Below are 18,926 nucleotides of genomic sequence, written 5' to 3'. Positions count from 1 at the left end.
GTTGTGGCCAGCTGGGACGATCTGATGTCCTTCGTCCGCGTGCGCTACGAGATCATGCGGCAGGTGGAGGACGAGCTGTGGTTCAACCTCCCCACGTCCGGCGAGCGCACCCAGCTCGTCGCGGTGCGGCTGGTCACAGGGGAGGACGGGCACCCGTGGGCCCAGATCACGTCACCGGTCGGGCGCGTGGGCGACATCGACCTCGCCGCGATGCTCACCCTCGCGGGTGAGTCGCTCGCGGGCGGCGCCGTCGTCAACGACGGGCTGGTGCTGTTCCGCCACTCGATCCCGCTCGGCGACACCGCGCTCGACGGGTTCGACCGCTCGTTCCGGCTGGTGGTCGAGGCGGCCGACCGGCTCGAGCACGAGCTCACCGGCGCCGACGAGCACTGAAGCGCGTCGGCGACGTTCCGCGGGACGGGGGCCCTAGCCCGCGCGCCTGCTCGGTGCCGCCCGGTCCAGCACACCGGACCGCTCCGACACCGACTGCAGCTCGGTGAGCGTCGGATGCCCGGCGGTGAGCAGCCCGAGGTCGGTGCCGGGCTCCGGGGCCGACGCCATCTCCTGGACCGCGCTGTGGAGTGCCTCCCCGTGCTCCCCGGTGCGCAGGTCCACGCGCACCTGCACGGCTCCGAACGCCGACAGCCGGGCCTCGCGCAGCTCGCCGATCTCGGCAGCGGGCAGGTTGGGCACGTTGAGCGACAGTGCGGTGCCGTCGGGGGCGGCGAGCAGCACGTCCAGCACCTCGGGCAGGACCGCCAGCACCGTCTCCCAGCGGGGGCGTTCCGTGTCCTGTTCCGGGACGTCGAGCGACACGGCCAGCCCGCGCCAGCCGTGCAGCGACCCGGCGAGCACCGCCCCGACCGTGCCGGAGTGCAGCACCGCGTGGCCGAGGTTCGCCCCGCGGTTGATCCCGGACAGCACCACGTCCGGCTCGGGGTCGAGCCAGCCGCGCCCGGCGGAGTGCACGATGAATGCCGGGTGCCCCTCCACGGCGTAGGCGGGAATCCCGGGCAGGCCGTCGAGCTCCCGGCGGTGCAGGCGGGTGCGGTTGCCCTCCCGGACCGACAGGACCGATGCTCCGACGCCGCTGGCGTCCACGTGGGGAGCGGCGACCACCACGTCGAAGCCGGCGTCACGCGCTCCGGCGGCGAGGGCCCACAGCCCTGGTGAGTCGATTCCGTCGTCGTTGGTGATCAATGCGCGGAGACGTCGGGAAGAAGCCACCCAGCCACCGTATGCGAGGTAGGTGGCCGTCGGGCGACGCGCCGATGACCCTCACCGGTCCCGTGCGCCGCGCACGTAGGCTCCCGAAGTGGTCACGCGCATCCCCATGCCCCCGACGGGCGAGCAGTTCGAGATCGCCGCAGGCGACGTCCGCGCCGTCGTCACGGAGGTCGGCGCCGGTCTCCGGTCCTTCGAGGCCGGCGGCCTCCCGTACATCGAGACGTTCGACGAGACCGCGCGTCCCCCACGGGGTTCGGGCACCGTCCTCGTCCCGTGGCCGAACCGCACCGCGCGGGGCCGCTGGACGTGGAACGGCCGGCCGCAGCAGCTCGTGCTGAGCGAGCCCGCCGCGGGAAACGCCATCCACGGGCTGCTCCGCCACAGCCTCTACCTGCCCGGTGAGCGCACCGCGGAGTCGATCACGCTGCACGCGGTGGTCCCCCCGCAGCCGGGCTGGCCGGTACCGCTCGACACCAGCGTGCGGTTCGCCGTCGGGGACGAGGGGCTCACCGTCACCCACAGCGTGCGCAACGTGGGCACCGATGCAGTGCCGTTCGGGGTGGGGGCGCACCCGTACCTGAGGGCGGGGGACGAGGCCACGGACGACTGCGTGCTCACCCTGGCCGCCGCATCCACGCTGCCGCTGTCCGGCGGCCTGCCCACCGGCCCGGCCACCCCGGCCGACGGCGACCTCGACTTCCGTGGCGGGCGCCCGCTGCGCGGCGTGACCCTCGACCACGCCTGGGGCGACTGCGCCCCGGCCGACGGCGACCCCGTCATCCGGCACCGGCTGACCGGGCCGGGAGCCGGTGTCGAGCTGTGGGCCGACCCCGACTTCGGCTGGGTGCAGGTCTTCACCCCCGACGACCACCCCGGGCGCGGACGGGCCGTCGCCGTCGAGCCCATGACCTGCCCCCCGGACGCGCTCAACACCGGCACCGGGCTCCTCGTCGTCGAGCCGGGGGAGACGTGGACCGGAAGCTGGGGCCTCCGACCGCTCGGGTGATCGCCGCGGGAACGGGCGACTCGCGGGCCGGGAACGGGCGACTCGCGGGCCGGGAACGGGCGACTCGCGGGTGGGGTGCGGGGGTCAGTTGAGGTGGGCGCGCAGGGTCCGGGCCGCGGTCCGCAGGATCTCGGCCCGCTCCGGCGGCGCGCCGGGGACCTGCTCCTCCAGCAGGCGGGCCCCGTCGATCCAGCGGGCCTGGTCGCCGAGCGTGCCGGCCAGCTCGAGCAGGTCGGGGAGTCCGGCGCCGGGCAGCGCGAGGCGCATCCGCACGACCCACTCGAGGTCGGCCGCACGCTGGCGGGCCCGGTAGATCAACCGCAGGTTCTCGAGCATCCGCAGCAGGATGGACCGCGTCGGGGCCGCGGCCAGCAGGTGCGGGCCGAAGGGCACGTCGGGGCCGGCGCCGGTGGCGGTCCGGAACAGCGCCTCGCACGCGGCGGCGTCGAGCACGGCGCCCCCGTGGAAGACGTCGATGAGCGTCTGCGTCCCGACCGGCCGGACCAGGAAGTGCCCGGGCATCCCGACCCCCTCCAGCGCGATCCCGGCCCGCCTGCCCACCTCGATCGTCACGACGGCCAGGGTGATCGGGATGCCGAGCCTGCGCCTCAGCACGTGCGGGAGCAGGGAGTTGCGCGGGTCGTGGTAGTCGTCGACGTTGCCCCGGAAGTCCTCCTCCGCGAACAGCCGCTGCAGCAGCCCGTCGAGTGACGTGACGCCCGAGGCGAGCCGGTCCAGCTCGGCCAGCCACGGTTCCGGGCCGAGGGTGGCGTCGGCGCCCGCGGCGAGGGCGAGCGCGGCGCGGTCCAGCGGCGGGTCGGGCCGTCCGACCAGCTCGGCGAAGTGCGCCACGGCGTCCATCCGGTCATCGTGGCCCCCGCCCACCCGGCCCGTCGACGGCGGATCAGGCACATCAGATGCTCATCTGCACCCGGATGACGGTGTTGCTCGGCTCGCTCCACACCTCGAGCGCGTCGGACAGCTCCGCGGCGAGCCAGAGGCCCCGGCCGCGGGCGCCTGCCGGTGGCGGCATCCTCATGCCGGGGAACGGCACGGTCATCCGGCTGGTATCGGCCACCTCGGCCACGACGTCGGCGCCGGACTCGGCGCCGGTCCACAGGCGCAGCCTGCCCCACCCCGGACCGTGCTCCACGCTGTTGGACGCCAGCTCGTTGACCGCCAGCACCAGGTCCGCCACGCGGTCGGGGTCGAGGCCTGCCGAACCGGCGACCCGGACGACGAGGTGACGCAGGTCGACCAGGTCGTCCGGCACGAAGATGAGCTCCGCGGCCGGCGTGCCCAGGTCGGGTGGCGGAGGCGGCGGATAGTCCAGCACCGACTCCTCCGGCTCCCGGTAGAAACGGCTGGGCTCGGAACCCGTGGCCGTGCCCAGCAGCGGATGGGTCGCCTGCACCGTGTCCAGGTGGGCGATGTCGTCCTCGAAGGGGCACAGCACCGTGACGGGCAGCCCGGCGGTGGCGACGTTCACGCCGATGTCGAGCCGTGCCCAGTGGTGGGGCCCGCGGTCGATCGCGTCCAGCTGCTGGCCCACGACGAGCGCCCGCCCGCCGGGAGCAGTGATCAGCCTGCTCGTCCTGGCCCACTGCAGGGCGACGGTGAAGGCCGGCATCCGGTGCACCTCGAGCGGGTCCTGGAAGTCGACGCCCGACGAGTCGGTGCCGAGCACGTCGCGCAGCCGCACGCCGGTGGCCTCGTCGAGCACCGCGAGGACCGGATCGCCGGCTGACACCGCGGCCGCGACCTGCGGAGCCAGCCGTTCGACGAGCTGGCCGGCCGAGGAGTACGGCACGGCCTCGTGCCACGCACCATCGCGTCGCGGCGGCGGCGCCGTCTCCGCTGCGGTATCCATGTGGCCCGTCCCCTGCTCGACTGCTTTTCAACTGCGCATACCCGCTCGGAGCAGGGCGAACCACCGGGAGCCGTATGGCAGGGTTAATCGGCGGTGGAGATCCGCCTGTGCAACGGTGGATCAGCGGATCGAAGATCAGGAGTGCCGATGCGAGTCTTCAGCGGTGTCGACGAGCTGCGGGCGGCGGTGGGCGGCCCGGTCGGGGTGAGTGACTGGGTGACGATCGACCAGGCGCGGATCGACACGTTCGCCGACGCCACGGGCGACCACCAGTGGATCCACGTCGACGAGGAGAGGGCGAAGGCCGGCCCGTTCGGCACCACGATCGCTCACGGGTTCCTGACGCTCTCGCTCCTGCCCGCGCTGATCTCGCAGATCTACCGGATCGAGAACGTGAAGATGGGCATCAACTACGGCCTGAACCGCGTGAGGTTCACCTCGCCCGTACCCGTCGGGAGCAAGGTCAGGGGCAGCATCGAACTGGTCGATGTCGCCGACGTGGCCGGTGGGGTGCAGATCACCAACAAGGTCACGGTGGAGATCGACGGATCCGACCGGCCGGCGCTCGTGGCGGAGTGGCTGACCCGCCAGCACGTGTAGGGCCGGGAACTGCAGGGACGACGAGGGAGACGAACCTGATGCGTGACGCGGTCATCTGCGAGCCACTGCGGACCCCGGTGGGCGGCTTCGGCGGCTCGTTGCGGGACGTGCCGGCCCACGAGCTCGCGGCAGTCGTGATCCGGGGTCTCATGGACCGCACCGGCCTGCCCCCGGACGCGGTGGACGACGTGCTGCTGGGGCACTGCTACCCGACGATGGACGCCCCCGCGATCGGCCGGGTCGCCGCACTGGACGCCGGCCTGCCCGTCACCGTCAACGGCCTGCAGATCGACCGGCGGTGCGGTTCCGGCCTGCAGGCCGTCCTGTACGCCGCGATGCAGGTGCAGGCGGGCGCCTCCGAGGTGGTGCTCGCGGGCGGGGCCGAGTCGATGTCGGGCGCGCCGTTCTACTCCACGGCGATGCGCTGGGGCGCCAAGGGCGGGCCCGGCGTGATGTTGCACGACGCACTGGCGCGGGGCCGCGTCACGGCGGGCGGGATCAACTTCCCGGTGCCCGGCGGGATGCTCGAGACCGCGGAGAACCTGCGCAGGGAGTACTCGATCCCGCGCGAGGAGCAGGACGAGTTCGCCGTCCGCTCCCACCAGCGCGCCGCCGCCGCCCGCGACGAGGGCCGGTTCGCCGACGAGATCGTGCCGGTCACGGTGAAGGGCCGGAAGGGCGACACGGTGGTCGACGCCGACGAGCACATCCGGGCCGACTCGTCGGTGGAGAAGCTGGCCGGGCTGCGTCCTGTACTCGGCCGGGACGACCCGGAGGCCACGGTCACCGCGGGCAACGCCAGCGGGCAGAACGACGGCGCGTCCATCTGTGTGGTCACCTCCCCGGAGAAGGCCGCGGAGCTGGGTCTGCGGCCGCTGGTCCGGCTGGTCTCGTGGGGCGTGGGCGGGGTCCCGCCCGCCACGATGGGCATCGGCCCCGTGCCGGCCGTCGCGAAGGCGATGGACGCGGCCGAGCTCACGCTCGCCGACATGGACCTGATCGAGCTGAACGAGGCGTTCGCGGCCCAGGTGCTCGCCGTCACCCGCGAATGGAAGTTCGCGCCGGAGGACTTCGACCGGCTCAACGTCAACGGCTCGGGCATCTCGCTCGGCCACCCCGTCGGCGCCACCGGGGGGCGCATCCTGGCCACCCTGACGAGGGAGATGGACCGCCGCTCGGTCCGCTACGGCCTGGAGACGATGTGCATCGGCGGGGGCCAGGGTCTGGCGGCGGTGTTCGAACGGGTCTCCTGACCCGCACACATCACACCCGGCCGGGTTGCCGAGACGACACGGACAGGTACATCCTTGTATGAGTCAACTTTTTGCGTGACACACGCAAGCCGACAATCCCGCAGGGGGCTACCACCGTGCCGTCCCAGGACGAGCTCGCCATTGCCGACGAGGTCGGCAGCCAGCTCATCCGGCTGGTTCGTCTGATCGAGCGCAAGCAGGTGCAGTACCAGGCCGAGCACCCGGACGCCGTGGAGCGGGCCACCTACCACCTGCTCGTCCACCTCGTGAAGGACGGGCCGCGCCGGGCCGGGTCGCTGGCCGAGGCCGTGTACTCCGACCCGTCCACGATCAGCCGCCAGATCGGTCACCTGGTGCGGCTCGGTCTCGTCGAGCGCACGGCCGACCCGGTCGACGGGCGCGCCACGCTGCTCGCCGCCACCGCGGAGGGCAGGCGGGTGTTCGAGGAGAACCGGCGCATCCGCAACGAGAAGATCGCACAGATGCTCGAGAGCTGGTCCGGCGAGGACCGCGCGGCGCTGGCCGACCTGCTGGCCCGCTTCACCACCGACTTCGAGAGCGAGACGTCACGTCCCGCCGAGCCGGCGGCCGCTCCGATCGACGTGGCGGCAGCGCGGCACTGAGGGAGCCCCATGTCCGTGCCCCGAGCCGGCCCCGCCGGTGACCGGCCGGACATCCTCGCCGCGGGGCCGCCAGCGGGCACGGGAGCGTGCTCAGCCACCGGCAGATCCTGACGATCTTCGCCGGGCTGATGATCGGCGTCGTTCCTGTCCGCCGCCGACCCGGTGCTGAGCAGGCCGATCCTCGACGGGTTCGCGAGCTCCATGAGCACCGTGTTCCTGGCGGCCACGGCGGGGCTCGTCATCGGGCTCTTCGCCGTGGTCATGATGAAGGAGCTGCCGCTGCGCACGCAGTCGGGCGTCGATGCCCGACGTGACGAGGAGCTCGGCCCGCTGGCGACGCTGGCGCCCTCGGCGGCGCCCATCACCGTCCCGGCCGAGGCCGTGCCCGTCCCGACCCAGGTCCCTGACGGCGCGAACGCTGCCAGGGACCGGTTGCTCACCACACTGCTGCCCGACCCCAGGCAGGCCCTCCCCGAGGTGCGCGCAGCCGAGGCCGCCCGCGACGCGGTGCGCTCGGCCGCCGGGAGCCGGAGCATCGGGCCGGCGAGCTGGACGCCGTGGCCGGCGAACTCGTGGCCCGGGGACTGCACCCGGCGCAGGTCCGGGAGATCCTCGGGCTCCGCGCCGACCAGGATCTGCCGGGTCACTGACCGAACGGAGCGGCCTCCCCGCAGGCCGCCTGCTCGGTGCTCAGTGCTCGGACTCGGCCTCTTCGGCCTCCGCCGCCTCGGCGTCCCTCGCCCGCTGCCACGAGACCTTGATCTCGCGCTCGGCGTCGGCCCGACCCACCCAGGTGGCGCCCTCGACGCTCTTGCCCGGCTCCAGCGTCTTGTAGATCTCGAAGAAGTGCTGGATCTCGGCCCGGTCGAACTCGGGCAGGTGATGAATGTCGCGCAGGTGCTCCTGGCGCGGATCGTCGCTCGGGACGCACAGGACCTTGTCGTCCCCGCCCTTCTCGTCCTTCATGCGGAACATGCCGATGGCGCGGGCCCGGATCAGACAGCCGGGGAACGTGGGCTCCTGCACGAGCACGAGGGCATCGAGCGGGTCACCGTCCTCACCGAGGCTGTCCTCGATGAACCCGTAGTCGGCCGGGTACTGGGTGGCGGTGAAGAGCGTCCGGTCCAGCCGGATCCTCCCCGTCTTGTGGTCCACCTCGTACTTGTTACGACCCCCCTTGGGGATCTCGATCGTGACGTCGAAGTCCACTGGCGCTCTCCTGCTGCTCAGAAGCGGGCATCTACAGAGCCGATGCCGGTCGGGCGACCGGCTCCGGCGCCTGCCTCTAGTGTGGGGGACCGCGTCTGCCGGGTTGTGACCGGCCGACCAGTGCTGTTGTCGCGCGCTATGCGGGAGGGGGCGACGTGGGTATCGGGCGCCGAATCGGTGACACGCTGCGTCTGCCGGGTCGCGGAGCGCGACGTGGGCTGATCGTTCTCGTTGTGCTGGCCGTCGCCGGGGCGTCCGGCGGTGCGGTGGCACTCAGCGGCCCCACCCTGGTGCAACGGCTCGGGCTGACGCAGGCCGAGGCCGCGGAGGCGCCGCCTGCACCGCCCGCCGTGCTCGGGCCGCTCCCGGCGAACGCGCCCCGGCCCACCACGGCCGGGCTGTCCCAGACCCTGGACGGGGCCGCCGACGCGATGCCGGGGACGTTCACCGGCGTCGTCGTCGACCCGTCCACCGGGAACACCCTCTGGCAGCACACACCGGAGAAGGCGCTGGTCCCCGGCTCCACGGGCAAGCTGCTCACCGTCTCCGCCGCGCTGCTCACGCTCAACCCCACCGACACGCTCGTCACGCGCGTGGTCCAGGGCTCACAGCCCGGCACGGTGGTGCTCGTCGGCGGCGGCGATCCCACTCTCACGACCCTGCCGCCCGGTCGGAACAGCGTGTACCCGGGCGCGCCCCGGATGTCCGACCTCGCGGCCGCCGTGCGGAAGGCGGTACCCGGCCCGATCACGCGCGTGCTCGTCGACACCAGCCGCTACAAGGGGCCGTCGATGGCCGAGGGCTGGGACCCTGCCGACGTCGCCGCGGGCTTCATCACCCCGATCGAGCCGGTGATGGTGGACGGCGGCCGGATCGACCCGACGGAACAGGACGGCCCCCGCGTCGACGACCCCGCGCTGGCTGCGGGCCGTGCGCTGGCGCAGGACCTGGGAGCCGACCCGAAGAACGTCTCCGAGGGCACCGCCCAGCCGGGCGCGAAGTCCCTCGCGTCGGTGCACTCGCTCCCGATCACGGACCTGGTGGAGCAGCTTCTGCGTGCCTCGGACAACGTGCTCGCCGAGGTCCTCGCCCGGGAGGTCGCGATCGCCCGTGGCGGCGAGCCGACCTTCGACGGCGCCGCACAGCAGACCCTCGCCGCGCTCCGCCAGGCCGGTTTCGACCCGACCGGCGCCGTGCTTCACGACGGTAGTGGCCTGTCCACCGAGGACAGGGTCCCGGCGCGGCTGCTCGGGTCGTTGCTCGGTGCGGCCGCTGCGCCAGTCGAGGGTCCCGACGGCACCGAGTTCCTGCGCCCCGTCCTCAGCGGCCTGCCCGTGGCCGCTGGGGACGGCACGCTCGAGGACCGGTTCCGTTCCGGGCCGTCGGGGCCCGGCCGCGGGGTGGTGCGGGCCAAGACCGGCACGCTGACCGGCGTGAGCAGCCTGGCCGGGATCGTGACCGATGCCGACGGGAGGCTGCTGGTCTTCGCGCTGATGTCCAACGGCGTGAACCCGTCGTCCATCCGGCCGAAGCTGGACGCGATGGCGGCGTTGCTGAGCGGCTGCGGCTGCCGCTGACACCCCGCCGCTGATCTTTCGCGCGTGCCGGGAAAGGGGTTTCGCAGAGCGGGGGCGCACCCGTCGCCCGTTGCGTAGCGTGGGTCGGGTGCCGCACGCGACCGACGTCCCCCAGTCCGCCCAGCAGCCCGGCCCGACCGAGCGCGGCCTCCCGGTCGACTGGGAGCTGGCCCGGCGCACCGCGAGCCGTCTCATGCAGCCCGGCCCGGAGGCCACCCGCCAGGAGGCGGGCGAGCTCGTCGCGCGGCTGCGGTCGGACGCCGCCGTGGCCGAGGGACACGTCCGTGAGGTCACCGGCCTCGGTCACGGGCTGCCGCTGCTGCCCGCCGACGTCGTCGACCGGCCGGCGTGGGCCGCGGCCGCCGTGCACGGCATGGCGGCGCTCACCGCCGACGCCGAGCTGCCCGCGGTGTCCCGCGCGGCCCGCATCGTCACCGCCCGCACGGCCGGTCTGCAGGTCGGTGGCGTCGTCGCGTACCTCGGGGCCCGCGTGCTGGGTCAGTACGATCCGTTCGGCGGCCCGGCGGGCGACGGACGGCTGTTGCTGGTGGCGCCCAACGTGCACGCCGCGCAGCGGGCTCTCGATGTGCCGGCCGCCGACTTCGGGCTGTGGGTGTGCCTGCACGAGGCCACGCACCGGCTCCAGTTCACCGCCGTTCCGTGGCTGCGCACCTACTTCGCCACCGAGGTCGGCCGCTTCCTGACCGTCACGCAGGGCATGGAGCGGGGCGCGGTGCTGGAGCGGCTGCCCGAGGTGGTGCGCGCGGTGCGCTCGTCCGGCGGCGACTCGCTGGCGATCGTGGAGCTCCTGCAGGGCCCGGAGCAGCGGGCGGTGCTCGACCGGCTGCTCGCCCTCACCACGCTGCTGGAGGGTCACGCCGACCACGTGATGGACGCCGCGGGGCCCGAGGTGGTCCCGAGCGTGGCCATCATCCGCTCCCGGTTCACCGCGCGCCGCCGTGGCAGCGGCGTCGTCGACCGGGTGCTGCGCGCGCTGCTCGGGGTGGAGGCCAAGGTGCGGCAGTACGCCGTCGGCTCCGCCTTCACCCGCCACGTGGTGCTCGCCGCCGGCATGGCCGGCTTCAACCGCGTCTGGGAGAGCCCCGAGACCCTCCCCACCCGCGCGGAGCTCGCCGACCCCGGAGCCTGGCTGCGCCGAGTCCACCCCTGACCCGCCCCCCGCGAGTCGCCCGGTTCGCGTGCGCGAGTCGCCCGATCTGCGTGCGCGAGTCGCCCGAACCCTCCCCGCGAGTCGCCCGATCTGCGTGCGCGAGTCGCCCGGATGCGTGCCTGCGCGCCGCCTGGGTCCCGGAGCCCGTCCGGCACACTCGCATCCCAGGTCCCCGCGGGTTCGCGGGGCGGTCGTGGCTAGGCGGGGAGGACCGGTGGGCGACCAGGCGCAGCGACGCGTCGACCCCGCGGTCGCGGAGGTCCGGCGTGCCGTCCGCACCGCGCTCGCGGCGCTGCCCTCCCCGTACCGGGACGCCCCGCTGCTCGTGGCCTGCTCCGGTGGGGCCGACTCGCTCGCCCTCGCCGCCGCGGCCCTGACCGTCCGAGGTGCGGGCGAGGTGCATGCCGCCGTGGTCGACCACGGTCTGCAGGACGGCTCGGCCCGGCAGGCCGCCGCCACTGCCGAGCTGCTCACGGGCATGGGCGCCGTGGCGTCGGTCCACCGCGTGGAGGTCGGCGGCCCCGGCGGCACGGAGGCCGCGGCCCGGCGGGCCCGCTACGCCGCCCTGCGCGCCGCGCGCCCCCACCCGGCTGCGCCGGTGCTGCTCGGCCACACGCTCGACGACCAGGCCGAGACGGTGCTGCTCGGGCTCGGACGGGGTTCGGGAGCGCGGTCGATCGCGGGCATGCGCGCCTGGGATCCGCCCTGGTCACGCCCGCTGCTGGGGGTGCGGCGCGCGGTCACCGTGGCGGCGTGCGCTGCCCTGGACCTCCCGGTCTGGGACGACCCGCACAACGTCGACCCGAGGTTCACCCGCGTGCGGTTGCGGCACGAGGTGATGCCGCTGCTGGAGGACGTGCTCGCCGGGGGAGTGGCGGCGGCGCTGGCGCGTACCGCCGCGCAGCTGCGGGAGGACGACGACGCACTGGACGCGCTGGCCACAGCCCTGGTCGCGGAGGCCCGTGACGGCGACGCGCTGCGCCTCGAACCGCTCGCGACCACGCCGCCTGCGGTGCGCCGGAGGGTGCTGAGGGCCTGGTTGGCGGCCTCGGCCGTGACCACACTCACTGAGGTGCATCTGCGCGCCGCTGACGTTCTTGCAGCTCATGGTCCGGATCGTGGGGGAGTGGCCCTTCCCGGTGGGTTGGAGCTGGTGCGGGAGCGTGGCAGGCTGCTGCTGCGCCCGGTCCGCTGGCCATCGGGCTGATCTTCCCCGATACCGCAGGAGGACGTCCGCGTGTACGACGGCGACATCGCCTCGACGCTGGTCACCGAGCAGGCGATCCGTGACAAGATCGCTGAGCTGGCCGCACAGATCGGTGCGGACTACGCGTCCGAGCAGGCCGAGTCGGACCTCCTGCTCGTCGGGGTCCTCAAGGGCGCGGTGATGTTCATGACCGACCTCGCGAGGGCGTTGCCGCTGCCGGTGCAGCTCGAGTTCATGGCGGTCAGCTCCTACGGCTCCGCCACGTCGTCGTCCGGGGTGGTGCGCATCCTCAAGGACCTCGACCGCGACATCGCGGGCCGCCACGTGCTGATCGTCGAGGACATCATCGACTCGGGGCTGACCCTGTCCTGGCTGCTGAAGAACCTGGAGTCGCGCCAGCCCGCGTCGCTCCAGGTGGTCACGCTGCTGCGCAAGCCGGATGCGGTGAAGGTCGACGTCCCCGTGAAGTACGTGGGCTTCGACATCCCCAACGAGTTCGTGGTCGGTTACGGCCTCGACTACGCCGAGCGCTACCGCGACCTGCCGTTCATCGGGACGCTGGACCCGGCCGTCTACGCCTGAACGCGCGAACGGCGCCTTCCCTGCCGGGCAGGGGAGGCGCCGATCGCGGCGGACCGTGGCCGCTCAGCCCACGGGCGGTCCGGCCGGCCCGGCGAGCGTGGTGGCCGAAACGCCGGGGGGCGCCGGGGTGAACGGCTGCGTGCCCGGCACGAGCTGGATGTCGCCGAGGCCGCCGTTGGCGTTGGCGTACTGCAGGTCGTGGGCGAGGTCGCTCACACCGTTGCTCACGGGCAGCGGGGCGAGGTTGAGCGTGGAGAGCAGGCCGACGGCGTCGCCCTTCCCGTCGACGAACGCGCTGCCCGAGTCACCGGGGACGCCGGGGGTGATCGTGTAGACCTCGTGGCTGCGACCGCCGCCCGCCTCGGCCGCGCTGGCGCCTGCCTTCGGGCTGAGCGCCTTGACGCCGGCGCGCAGCGGCGAGTTCCCGTAGCTGTAGACGGGCTCGCCCGCGACCAGGCCGTCGGTGTCGATGCCGACGGGGCCGCCGAAGAACGGGATGCTCGGGTTGACGTCGGCGACGTCCTCCGGCGCGATCTCGACCAGCGCGAAGTCGTTGTAGGCGCAGGTGTCGGGGTCGGACTCGCCGTTGCCCTGCATGGTGACCCAGGAGCTGTAGGCGAGTGTGCCGGTGCGGTCGGTGCCGTCGGCCGCCTTGATGGTGACGAGGGTGCCGACGGGTCCGGTGCCGGAGTCGCACCCGTTGGTCTCGGTGGCCTCGCCGGTGCCGGCGCAGTGGGCGGCCTGGCCGAGGAAGGTCCGGTCGCCGGAGGTGAAGACGAAGTTGCTGGTGCAGGCCCCGCCGCCGGTGGTCTCGGTGACCACGCCGGGGTGGATCGCGGCCGTGTCGGCCGGTGCCCATTCGGCTTGGTCCGCGGTGGTTTCCGCAGGTACCGATGGTTGTGCCGGTGCTGCCGTCGCTGCCGGGGCGGCGAACGCGCCGAGCGCAACCACGCCGACGGCGATGCCCAGCGCGACACCACGGAACCGGAACCTCATGTGCACTCCCCCATCACCGGCCGCCGGCCGATGTCGATCACTACCGCCGTCAACTCAACGACAGCGGTCTGTGCGGGATACCCCGGCTTTGCCGGGAAAGGCGGGGTGGGAACACCGGTCCCCTTCCGGCCGTTGTACCAGCACGTACCCATGAGGGGTGCGTCGGTCGACGTCGACGACGCGGCCCGGCTTCAAGACCGCTATCCTGGCGGACTCAGGGCCGGTCAGTGTGCTGCGCCGGGTCTCCGTCGGGGAATCTCGCCAGGGAGGGTGAAGGCCGCACGGCCGAAGCTGCATGGACCGCAAGCGCCTGCTCCGCAACCCGCTGATCTGGATCCTCGCCGCGATCCTGGTCTACTTCACCTTCAGCGTGCTCTTCGACGACACGCGCGGCTACACCCAGGTGCCCACGTCGGTCGCGCTCGCCCAGATCAGCAGCGGCAACGTCAAGGACGCGCTGATCGAGGACAACGAGCAGCAGCTGCGCCTCACCCTGAACCAGCCGGTCAACGGCGCCACCCAGGTCATCACCCAGTACCCGGCACAGACCAGTGGCCCCATCGTGCAGGCGTTGGAGACGGCGGGCAACAAGCCGTCGTTCAACACGGTCGTGCGCCAGGAGTCGTTCCTGACCACGATCCTCATCTACCTGATCCCGCTCGGCCTCGTGCTGCTCATCCTGTTCTGGATGATGAACAACGCGCAGGGCGGCGGGAACCGCGTGATGTCCTTCGGCAAGTCGAAGGCCAAGCAGCTCAACAAGGACATGCCGAAGACCACCTTCGGTGATGTCGCGGGCGCCGACGAGGCGGTCGAAGAGCTCCACGAGATCAAGGATTTCCTGCAGAACCCCGGCCGTTACCAGGCGCTCGGCGCGAAGATCCCGAAGGGCGTGCTGCTGTACGGCCCTCCCGGCACCGGCAAGACGCTGCTCGCGCGCGCCGTGGCGGGCGAGGCGGGCGTGCCGTTCTACACGATCTCCGGCTCCGACTTCGTCGAGATGTTCGTCGGTGTCGGTGCGTCCCGGGTGCGCGACCTGTTCGAGCAGGCCAAGCAGAACTCGCCCTGCATCATCTTCGTCGACGAGATCGACGCGGTCGGCCGCCAGCGCGGCGCGGGCCTCGGCGGTGGCCACGACGAGCGCGAGCAGACGCTCAACCAGCTACTCGTCGAGATGGACGGGTTCGACGCCCGTGGCGGCATCATCCTGATCGCGGCCACCAACCGGCCCGACATCCTCGACCCCGCGCTGCTGCGCCCCGGCCGCTTCGACCGCCAGATCCCGGTCGGCGCCCCCGACCTCGCGGGCCGGCGCGCGATCCTGGCCGTCCACTCCAAGGGCAAGCCGTTCGCGAACGACGTCGACTTCGAGGGCCTGGCCAAGCGCACGGTCGGCATGTCCGGCGCCGACCTCGCCAACGTCGTCAACGAGGCCGCGCTGCTCACGGCGCGGGAGAACGGCACGCTGATCAACGGCGCGGCGCTGGAGGAGTCCGTCGACCGCGTCGTCGGCGGTCCGCGGCGCAAGGGCAAGATCATCTCCGAGCAGGAGAAGAAGATCACCGCCTACCACGAGGGCGGCCACGCGCTCGCGGCCTGGGCGATGCCGGACCTGGAGCCGGTCTACAAGCTCACGATCCTGCCCCGCGGGCGCACCGGTGGCCACGCGCTCGTCGTCCCCGAGGACGACAAGGGTCTGATGACCCGTTCGGAGATGATCGGGCGGCTGGTGTTCGCGATGGGCGGCCGGTCGGCGGAGGAGCTCGTCTTCCACGAGCCCACCACCGGTGCCTCCTCCGACATCGACCAGGCCACGAAGATCGCCAAGGCGATGGTCACCGAGTACGGCATGAGCGCTCGGCTGGGCGCCGTCCGCTACGGCCGCGACCAGGGCGACCCGTTCCTCGGCCGGTCGATGGGCAACCAGGCCGACTACTCCCTCGAGGTCGCCCACGAGATCGACGAGGAGGTGCGCGCGCTGATCGAGGCCGCGCACACGGAGGCCTGGGAGATCCTCAACACCTACCGCGACGTGCTGGACGACCTGGTGTTCGAGCTCCTGGAGAAGGAGACGCTCACCCGCCGGGACCTCGAGCGCATCTTCGACCGGGTGGAGAAGCGGCCGCGGATCACCGCGTTCAACGACTTCGGCGGGCGCACCCCGTCGGACAAGCCGCCGATCCAGACTCCGGCCGAGCGGGCCAGGGAGCGTGGCGAGCCGTGGCCGCCCAACACCGAGCCGCAGCGCGAGCCCGCCCCCGTCGGGTCCTACCCGGGCGGCGGTTACGCGGTGCCCACCCCCGGGCCCAACGGGGGTCCGGTGCCCACGCCCGGTCCCGGCCCGCACGGTGGGTATCCCGCCGGTCCCGGTCAGCCTCCGTTCCCGGCCACTGCCCCTGGCGGGTACGGGCCGCCGACGGCTCCCCAGCAGAACTGGGGTCCCCCTCCGATGCAGCAGCCCGGGCCCCCCGCGCAGCAGCCCGGCGCCGGCCAGCCCAACTCGGTACAGCCTAACTACGGTGCGCCGGCCGACTGGCGTCCCGCCACCACGCCGCACGGCCAGCCCTGGCCGCCGGCTGGGCAGTGGCAGCAGCCGCCGTGGCCGCCGACCGCCCCGCCCGCCGCGGGCAACGGTCACGCCGACGGGCCCGTTCCGCCGCCCGCACCGCCGCAGGAGAACGGTAAGGGTCCGGACGAGGACGGGTCGCGCTGAGCTCGGGAGCACTGGGCGACACGGGAGCCTCCGCGGCCGAGGCGTTCGAGCGGGGCGCCGCGGACGGTAAGCCCAGGATGGATCGGGAACGCGCCGAGGCCGCCGTGCGCGAGTTGCTGATCGCGATCGGGGAGGATCCCGAGCGCGACGGTCTGCGCGACACCCCGGCCCGGGTCGCCCGGGCCTACGAGGAGATCTTCGCCGGCTTGTACGTCGATCCGGACACCGTGCTGGAGAAGACGTTCGACGAGCACCATCAGGAGCTCATCCTCGTCAAGGACATCCCGGTGTTCAGCACGTGCGAACACCACCTGGTGCCCTTCCACGGCATGGCGCACGTCGGTTACATTCCGAACGTGGATGGGCGCGTCACCGGGCTGTCCAAGCTGGCACGTCTGGTCGATCTCTACGCGCGGCGCCCGCAGGTGCAGGAGCGGCTCACCGGGCAGGTCGCCGACGCGATGGTGCGCAAGCTCGTCCCGCGCGGTGTGATCGTCGTGATCGAGGCCGAGCACCTCTGCATGGGCATGCGGGGCATCCGCAAGCCGGGGTCGCGCACCGTCACGTCAGCGGTCCGCGGGATGTTCCAGTCCTCGCCGACGTCGCGGGCCGAGGCGCTCTCGCTGATCCGGAGCGGGTGAGGCGCGTGGGCACCCGCCCGGAGCTACCCGGACTGCCCCGGCCCGGGCGGTGCGTGGTGATGGGCGTCCTCAACGTCACGCCCGACTCGTTCTCGGACGGGGGCCGCTACCTGGACCGTGAGCACGCGGTGGCGCACGGCGTCGCGATGCACGAGGCCGGGGCCGACCTCGTCGACGTGGGCGGTGAGTCCACCCGCCCCGGCGCCGGCCGTGTCGAGGCCGACGTGGAGAAGGCCCGGGTGCTCCCGGTGATCCGGGACCTGGTGGCGGAGGGTGTGCGGGTCAGCATCGACACCACGAGGGCGGCGGTGGCCGAGGCGGCCGTCGAGGCGGGTGCCTCCGTCGTCAACGACGTCTCCGGTGGCCTCGCCGACCGCGCGATGGCCGCCACCGTCGCTCAGGCGCGCGTGCCGTGGATCCTGATGCACTGGCGGGGGCACAGCGACCGGATGAACTCGCTCGCCACCTACGAGGACGTGGTCGGTGAGGTGCGTGACGAGCTCGTGGCCAGGGTGGACGCAGCCGTACTGGCGGGCGTCGAGCCGTCGAGCCTGGTGCTCGACCCCGGTCTGGGCTTCGCGAAGACCGCGGCACACAACTGGGCGCTGCTGCGCAGGCTCGACGTGCTGACCGCGCTCGGCTTCCCGGTGCTGGTCGGTGCCTCCCGCAAGCGCTTCCTCGGCCAGTTGCTGGCCGACGCCGACGGCACGCCGCGGCCGTTCGACTACCGCGACGGTGCCACGGCGGCGGTGAGTGCGCTGGCGGCCTACAACGGTGCGTGGGGCGTGCGCGTGCACGACGTGCACAGCACACTGGACGCGGTCGCGGTGGCCGCGGCATGGCAGCTGGGTACGTCCCGGGCCAGCACCGCCTCCCAGGACGGGCGATGACCGACCGGATCGAGCTGCGAGGGCTGAAGGTCCGCGGGCACCACGGGGTGTTCGACCACGAGCGCCGCGACGGGCAGGACTTCGTCGTGGACGTCACGGTCTGGATGGACCTGGCCGCGGCCGCGGCGTCGGACGACCTCACCGACACCCTGCACTACGGGGTGCTCGCCCAGCGGGTCGCCGCGATCGTCGGTGGTGAGCCGTACAACCTCATCGAGGCAGTGGCGGGACGCGTCGCCGACGAGGTCATGACCGACGGCCGCGTGCAGTCCGTCGAGGTCGTGCTGCACAAGCCGCAGGCTCCTATCCCGCTGGAGTTCGCCGACGTGTCCGTGGTGGTCCACCGCTCGCGCCGCGACCCGCAGCCCCGGATCATCCCAGCGTGACCCGCGCCGTGCTGTCGTTGGGATCGAACCTGGGTGACCGGTTCGCCCACCTGCGGGCGGCCGTCGAGGGGTTCGCCGGCGTGCTGGTCACGGCGTCGCCGGTGTACGAGACGTCCCCCTGGGGCGGTGTGGAGCAGGACGACTTCCTCAACGCCGTGGTCGTCGTCGACGACCCCCGGACCGACGCCTGGGGGTGGCTGCGCCGCGGACAGGGCCTGGAGGAGGCGTCCGGCCGGATCCGCGAGGTCCGCTGGGGTCCCCGGACGCTGGACGTCGACGTCGTCACGGTGGACGGCCCGGACGGCCCGGTGCGGAGCACGCATCCGGACCTCCTGCTGCCGCACCCCGGCACGCCCGAGCGCGCCACCGTGCTGCGGCCCTGGCTCGACGTGGACGCGGACGCGCAGCTACCCGGCCACGGCCCGGTCGCCGCGCTGCTGGCGGCGCTGGGGCCGGACGCCGAGTCCGGGATGCGGCGACGGGACGACCTGGTGCTCGTGCCATGACGCTGACGCGCCCGCGCCACCTGCTCGCCGTCGCGCTCGTGACGGGACTGGTCGTGAACCTGATCGTGCGGCTCACCTACAACTCGCTGCCGGCGCTCCCGCTCCCGGCCGGGGCGACGTTGGGCGTGCTGGGGGTGGCCGAGGCTCTGGCCGGGAGCGCGCTGCGCGCCCGCATCCGGCACCGGCCGGGAACGCAGCCGGTACAACCGCTGGTGGCGGCGAGGGCGGTGCTCGTCGCCAAGGCGTCGTCGCTGGCCGGCGCGGTCATGGCGGGCGTATGGGCCGGGCTGCTCGCCCACGTGCTGCCCCGGGCCGCCGACGTCACGGCCGCGGCCGACGACTCACTGGCGGCCGGCGTCGGCCTGGCGTGCGCTCTCGTCCTCGTCGGTGGCGCTCTGTGGTTGGAATGGTGCTGCCGTACCCCGGATGACGAGCCGCGCGAGAAGCCGGGTGAGTGACGTGCACGCCC

General features: G+C 73.2%; 20 protein-coding genes. 15 read left to right on the top strand and 5 right to left on the bottom strand.

The genetic code is table 11. The features are described from left to right. The first annotated feature begins 3 nt into the window (after nucleotides 1-3). The gene (locus ACQPZA_RS35645; protein WP_169397298.1) at nucleotides 4-393 is read left to right on the top strand and encodes a hypothetical protein; all 390 of its coding nucleotides are present in this window, start codon (nucleotides 4-6) and stop codon (nucleotides 391-393) included. 33 nt (nucleotides 394-426) lie between these two features. Here ACQPZA_RS35645 and surE read toward each other — a convergent pair whose 3' ends face one another. After that, the gene (gene surE / locus ACQPZA_RS35640) at nucleotides 427-1,227 is read right to left on the bottom strand and encodes a 5'/3'-nucleotidase SurE (RefSeq protein ID WP_433276809.1); all 801 of its coding nucleotides are present in this window, start codon (nucleotides 1,225-1,227) and stop codon (nucleotides 427-429) included. A gap of 106 nt (nucleotides 1,228-1,333) precedes the next feature. Here surE and ACQPZA_RS35635 point away from each other — a divergent pair, with 106 nt between their 5' ends. Next, the gene (locus tag ACQPZA_RS35635; RefSeq protein ID WP_433283126.1) at nucleotides 1,334-2,233 is read left to right on the top strand and encodes an aldose 1-epimerase family protein; all 900 of its coding nucleotides are present in this window, start codon (nucleotides 1,334-1,336) and stop codon (nucleotides 2,231-2,233) included. 84 nt (nucleotides 2,234-2,317) lie between these two features. Here the strand turns inward: ACQPZA_RS35635 and ACQPZA_RS35630 are convergent, their stop codons facing one another. Together ACQPZA_RS35630 and ACQPZA_RS35625 are read right to left on the bottom strand one after the other, a co-directional pair. Next, on the bottom strand, nucleotides 2,318-3,094 hold the full coding sequence (locus ACQPZA_RS35630; RefSeq protein WP_433276807.1) for a transglutaminase family protein: 777 nt from the start codon (nucleotides 3,092-3,094) through the stop codon (nucleotides 2,318-2,320). Nucleotides 3,095-3,146: 52 nt separating this feature from the next. After that, nucleotides 3,147-4,103: an ATP-binding protein gene (locus tag ACQPZA_RS35625; protein WP_433276805.1), complete on the bottom strand. Its 957-nt coding sequence runs from the start codon at nucleotides 4,101-4,103 to the stop codon at nucleotides 3,147-3,149. A 147-nt stretch (nucleotides 4,104-4,250) separates the two neighbouring features. On the opposite strand from ACQPZA_RS35625, the gene ACQPZA_RS35620 reads away from it, so the two are divergent. The 3 genes from ACQPZA_RS35620 (at nucleotide 4,251) to ACQPZA_RS35610 (ending at nucleotide 6,579) form a co-directional block, all read left to right on the top strand. Continuing rightward, a complete protein-coding gene (locus ACQPZA_RS35620) occupies nucleotides 4,251-4,703 on the top strand; it encodes a MaoC family dehydratase (protein ID WP_433276803.1) in 453 nt (150 codons plus the stop codon). 38 nt (nucleotides 4,704-4,741) lie between these two features. Beyond that, nucleotides 4,742-5,956, top strand: a complete 1,215-nt coding sequence (locus ACQPZA_RS35615) for an acetyl-CoA C-acetyltransferase (RefSeq protein WP_433276801.1) — start codon at nucleotides 4,742-4,744, stop codon at nucleotides 5,954-5,956. Nucleotides 5,957-6,072: 116 nt separating this feature from the next. Beyond that, complete coding sequence (locus tag ACQPZA_RS35610) at nucleotides 6,073-6,579, top strand: MarR family winged helix-turn-helix transcriptional regulator (RefSeq protein ID WP_312859589.1); 507 nt, start codon at nucleotides 6,073-6,075, stop codon at nucleotides 6,577-6,579. 690 nt (nucleotides 6,580-7,269) lie between these two features. Here ACQPZA_RS35610 and ACQPZA_RS35605 read toward each other — a convergent pair. Beyond that, nucleotides 7,270-7,788 (bottom strand): inorganic diphosphatase, encoded by a 519-nt coding sequence (locus ACQPZA_RS35605; protein WP_169400341.1) that lies wholly within the window; start codon nucleotides 7,786-7,788, stop codon nucleotides 7,270-7,272. A 233-nt stretch (nucleotides 7,789-8,021) separates the two neighbouring features. On the opposite strand from ACQPZA_RS35605, the gene dacB reads away from it, so the two are divergent. The 4 genes from dacB to hpt all read left to right on the top strand — a co-directional run bounded on the left by dacB (nucleotide 8,022) and on the right by hpt (nucleotide 12,325). Then, nucleotides 8,022-9,365 carry a D-alanyl-D-alanine carboxypeptidase/D-alanyl-D-alanine endopeptidase gene (dacB, locus tag ACQPZA_RS35600; RefSeq protein WP_433276798.1) on the top strand — a complete coding sequence of 448 codons (1,344 nt, stop codon included), beginning with the start codon at nucleotides 8,022-8,024 and terminating at the stop codon, nucleotides 9,363-9,365. 88 nt (nucleotides 9,366-9,453) lie between these two features. Then, nucleotides 9,454-10,536 (top strand): zinc-dependent metalloprotease, encoded by a 1,083-nt coding sequence (locus ACQPZA_RS35595; RefSeq protein ID WP_433276796.1) that lies wholly within the window; start codon nucleotides 9,454-9,456, stop codon nucleotides 10,534-10,536. 214 nt (nucleotides 10,537-10,750) lie between these two features. Next, the gene (tilS, locus tag ACQPZA_RS35590) at nucleotides 10,751-11,743 is read left to right on the top strand and encodes a tRNA lysidine(34) synthetase TilS (RefSeq protein WP_433276794.1); all 993 of its coding nucleotides are present in this window, start codon (nucleotides 10,751-10,753) and stop codon (nucleotides 11,741-11,743) included. 30 nt (nucleotides 11,744-11,773) lie between these two features. Then, nucleotides 11,774-12,325, top strand: a complete 552-nt coding sequence (hpt, locus tag ACQPZA_RS35585) for a hypoxanthine phosphoribosyltransferase (RefSeq protein ID WP_169400274.1) — start codon at nucleotides 11,774-11,776, stop codon at nucleotides 12,323-12,325. Between the two features lie 63 nt (nucleotides 12,326-12,388). Here the strand turns inward: hpt and ACQPZA_RS35580 are convergent, their stop codons facing one another. Then, nucleotides 12,389-13,321: a serine protease gene (locus ACQPZA_RS35580; RefSeq protein ID WP_433276791.1), complete on the bottom strand. Its 933-nt coding sequence runs from the start codon at nucleotides 13,319-13,321 to the stop codon at nucleotides 12,389-12,391. Between the two features lie 295 nt (nucleotides 13,322-13,616). On the opposite strand from ACQPZA_RS35580, the gene ftsH reads away from it, so the two are divergent. The 6 genes from ftsH to ACQPZA_RS35550 all read left to right on the top strand — a co-directional run bounded on the left by ftsH (nucleotide 13,617) and on the right by ACQPZA_RS35550 (nucleotide 18,915). Further along, nucleotides 13,617-16,034: an ATP-dependent zinc metalloprotease FtsH gene (ftsH, locus tag ACQPZA_RS35575; RefSeq protein ID WP_433276789.1), complete on the top strand. Its 2,418-nt coding sequence runs from the start codon at nucleotides 13,617-13,619 to the stop codon at nucleotides 16,032-16,034. Nucleotides 16,035-16,111: 77 nt separating this feature from the next. Then, nucleotides 16,112-16,675 (top strand): GTP cyclohydrolase I FolE, encoded by a 564-nt coding sequence (gene folE / locus ACQPZA_RS35570; protein ID WP_211175307.1) that lies wholly within the window; start codon nucleotides 16,112-16,114, stop codon nucleotides 16,673-16,675. 59 nt (nucleotides 16,676-16,734) lie between these two features. Then, nucleotides 16,735-17,565, top strand: coding sequence for a dihydropteroate synthase (folP, locus tag ACQPZA_RS35565; protein WP_433283124.1), 831 nt, complete (start codon nucleotides 16,735-16,737; stop codon nucleotides 17,563-17,565). Further along, the gene (folB, locus tag ACQPZA_RS35560; protein ID WP_433276787.1) at nucleotides 17,562-17,951 is read left to right on the top strand and encodes a dihydroneopterin aldolase; all 390 of its coding nucleotides are present in this window, start codon (nucleotides 17,562-17,564) and stop codon (nucleotides 17,949-17,951) included. The genes folP and folB overlap by 4 nt, the downstream gene beginning before the upstream one ends. Beyond that, entirely contained in the window at nucleotides 17,948-18,457 is a 510-nt protein-coding gene (gene folK / locus ACQPZA_RS35555) for a 2-amino-4-hydroxy-6-hydroxymethyldihydropteridine diphosphokinase (RefSeq protein ID WP_433276785.1), read from the top strand. The genes folB and folK overlap by 4 nt, the downstream gene beginning before the upstream one ends. Continuing rightward, entirely contained in the window at nucleotides 18,454-18,915 is a 462-nt protein-coding gene (locus ACQPZA_RS35550; RefSeq protein ID WP_433276783.1) for a DUF3180 domain-containing protein, read from the top strand. The genes folK and ACQPZA_RS35550 overlap by 4 nt, the downstream gene beginning before the upstream one ends. Nucleotides 18,916-18,926 lie beyond the last annotated feature (11 nt).

The organism is Pseudonocardia xinjiangensis (assembly GCF_050948425.1).
Classification (GTDB): Bacteria; Actinomycetota; Actinomycetes; order Mycobacteriales; family Pseudonocardiaceae; genus Pseudonocardia; species Pseudonocardia xinjiangensis.
This window is presented reverse-complemented; position numbering and strand designations above follow the sequence as displayed.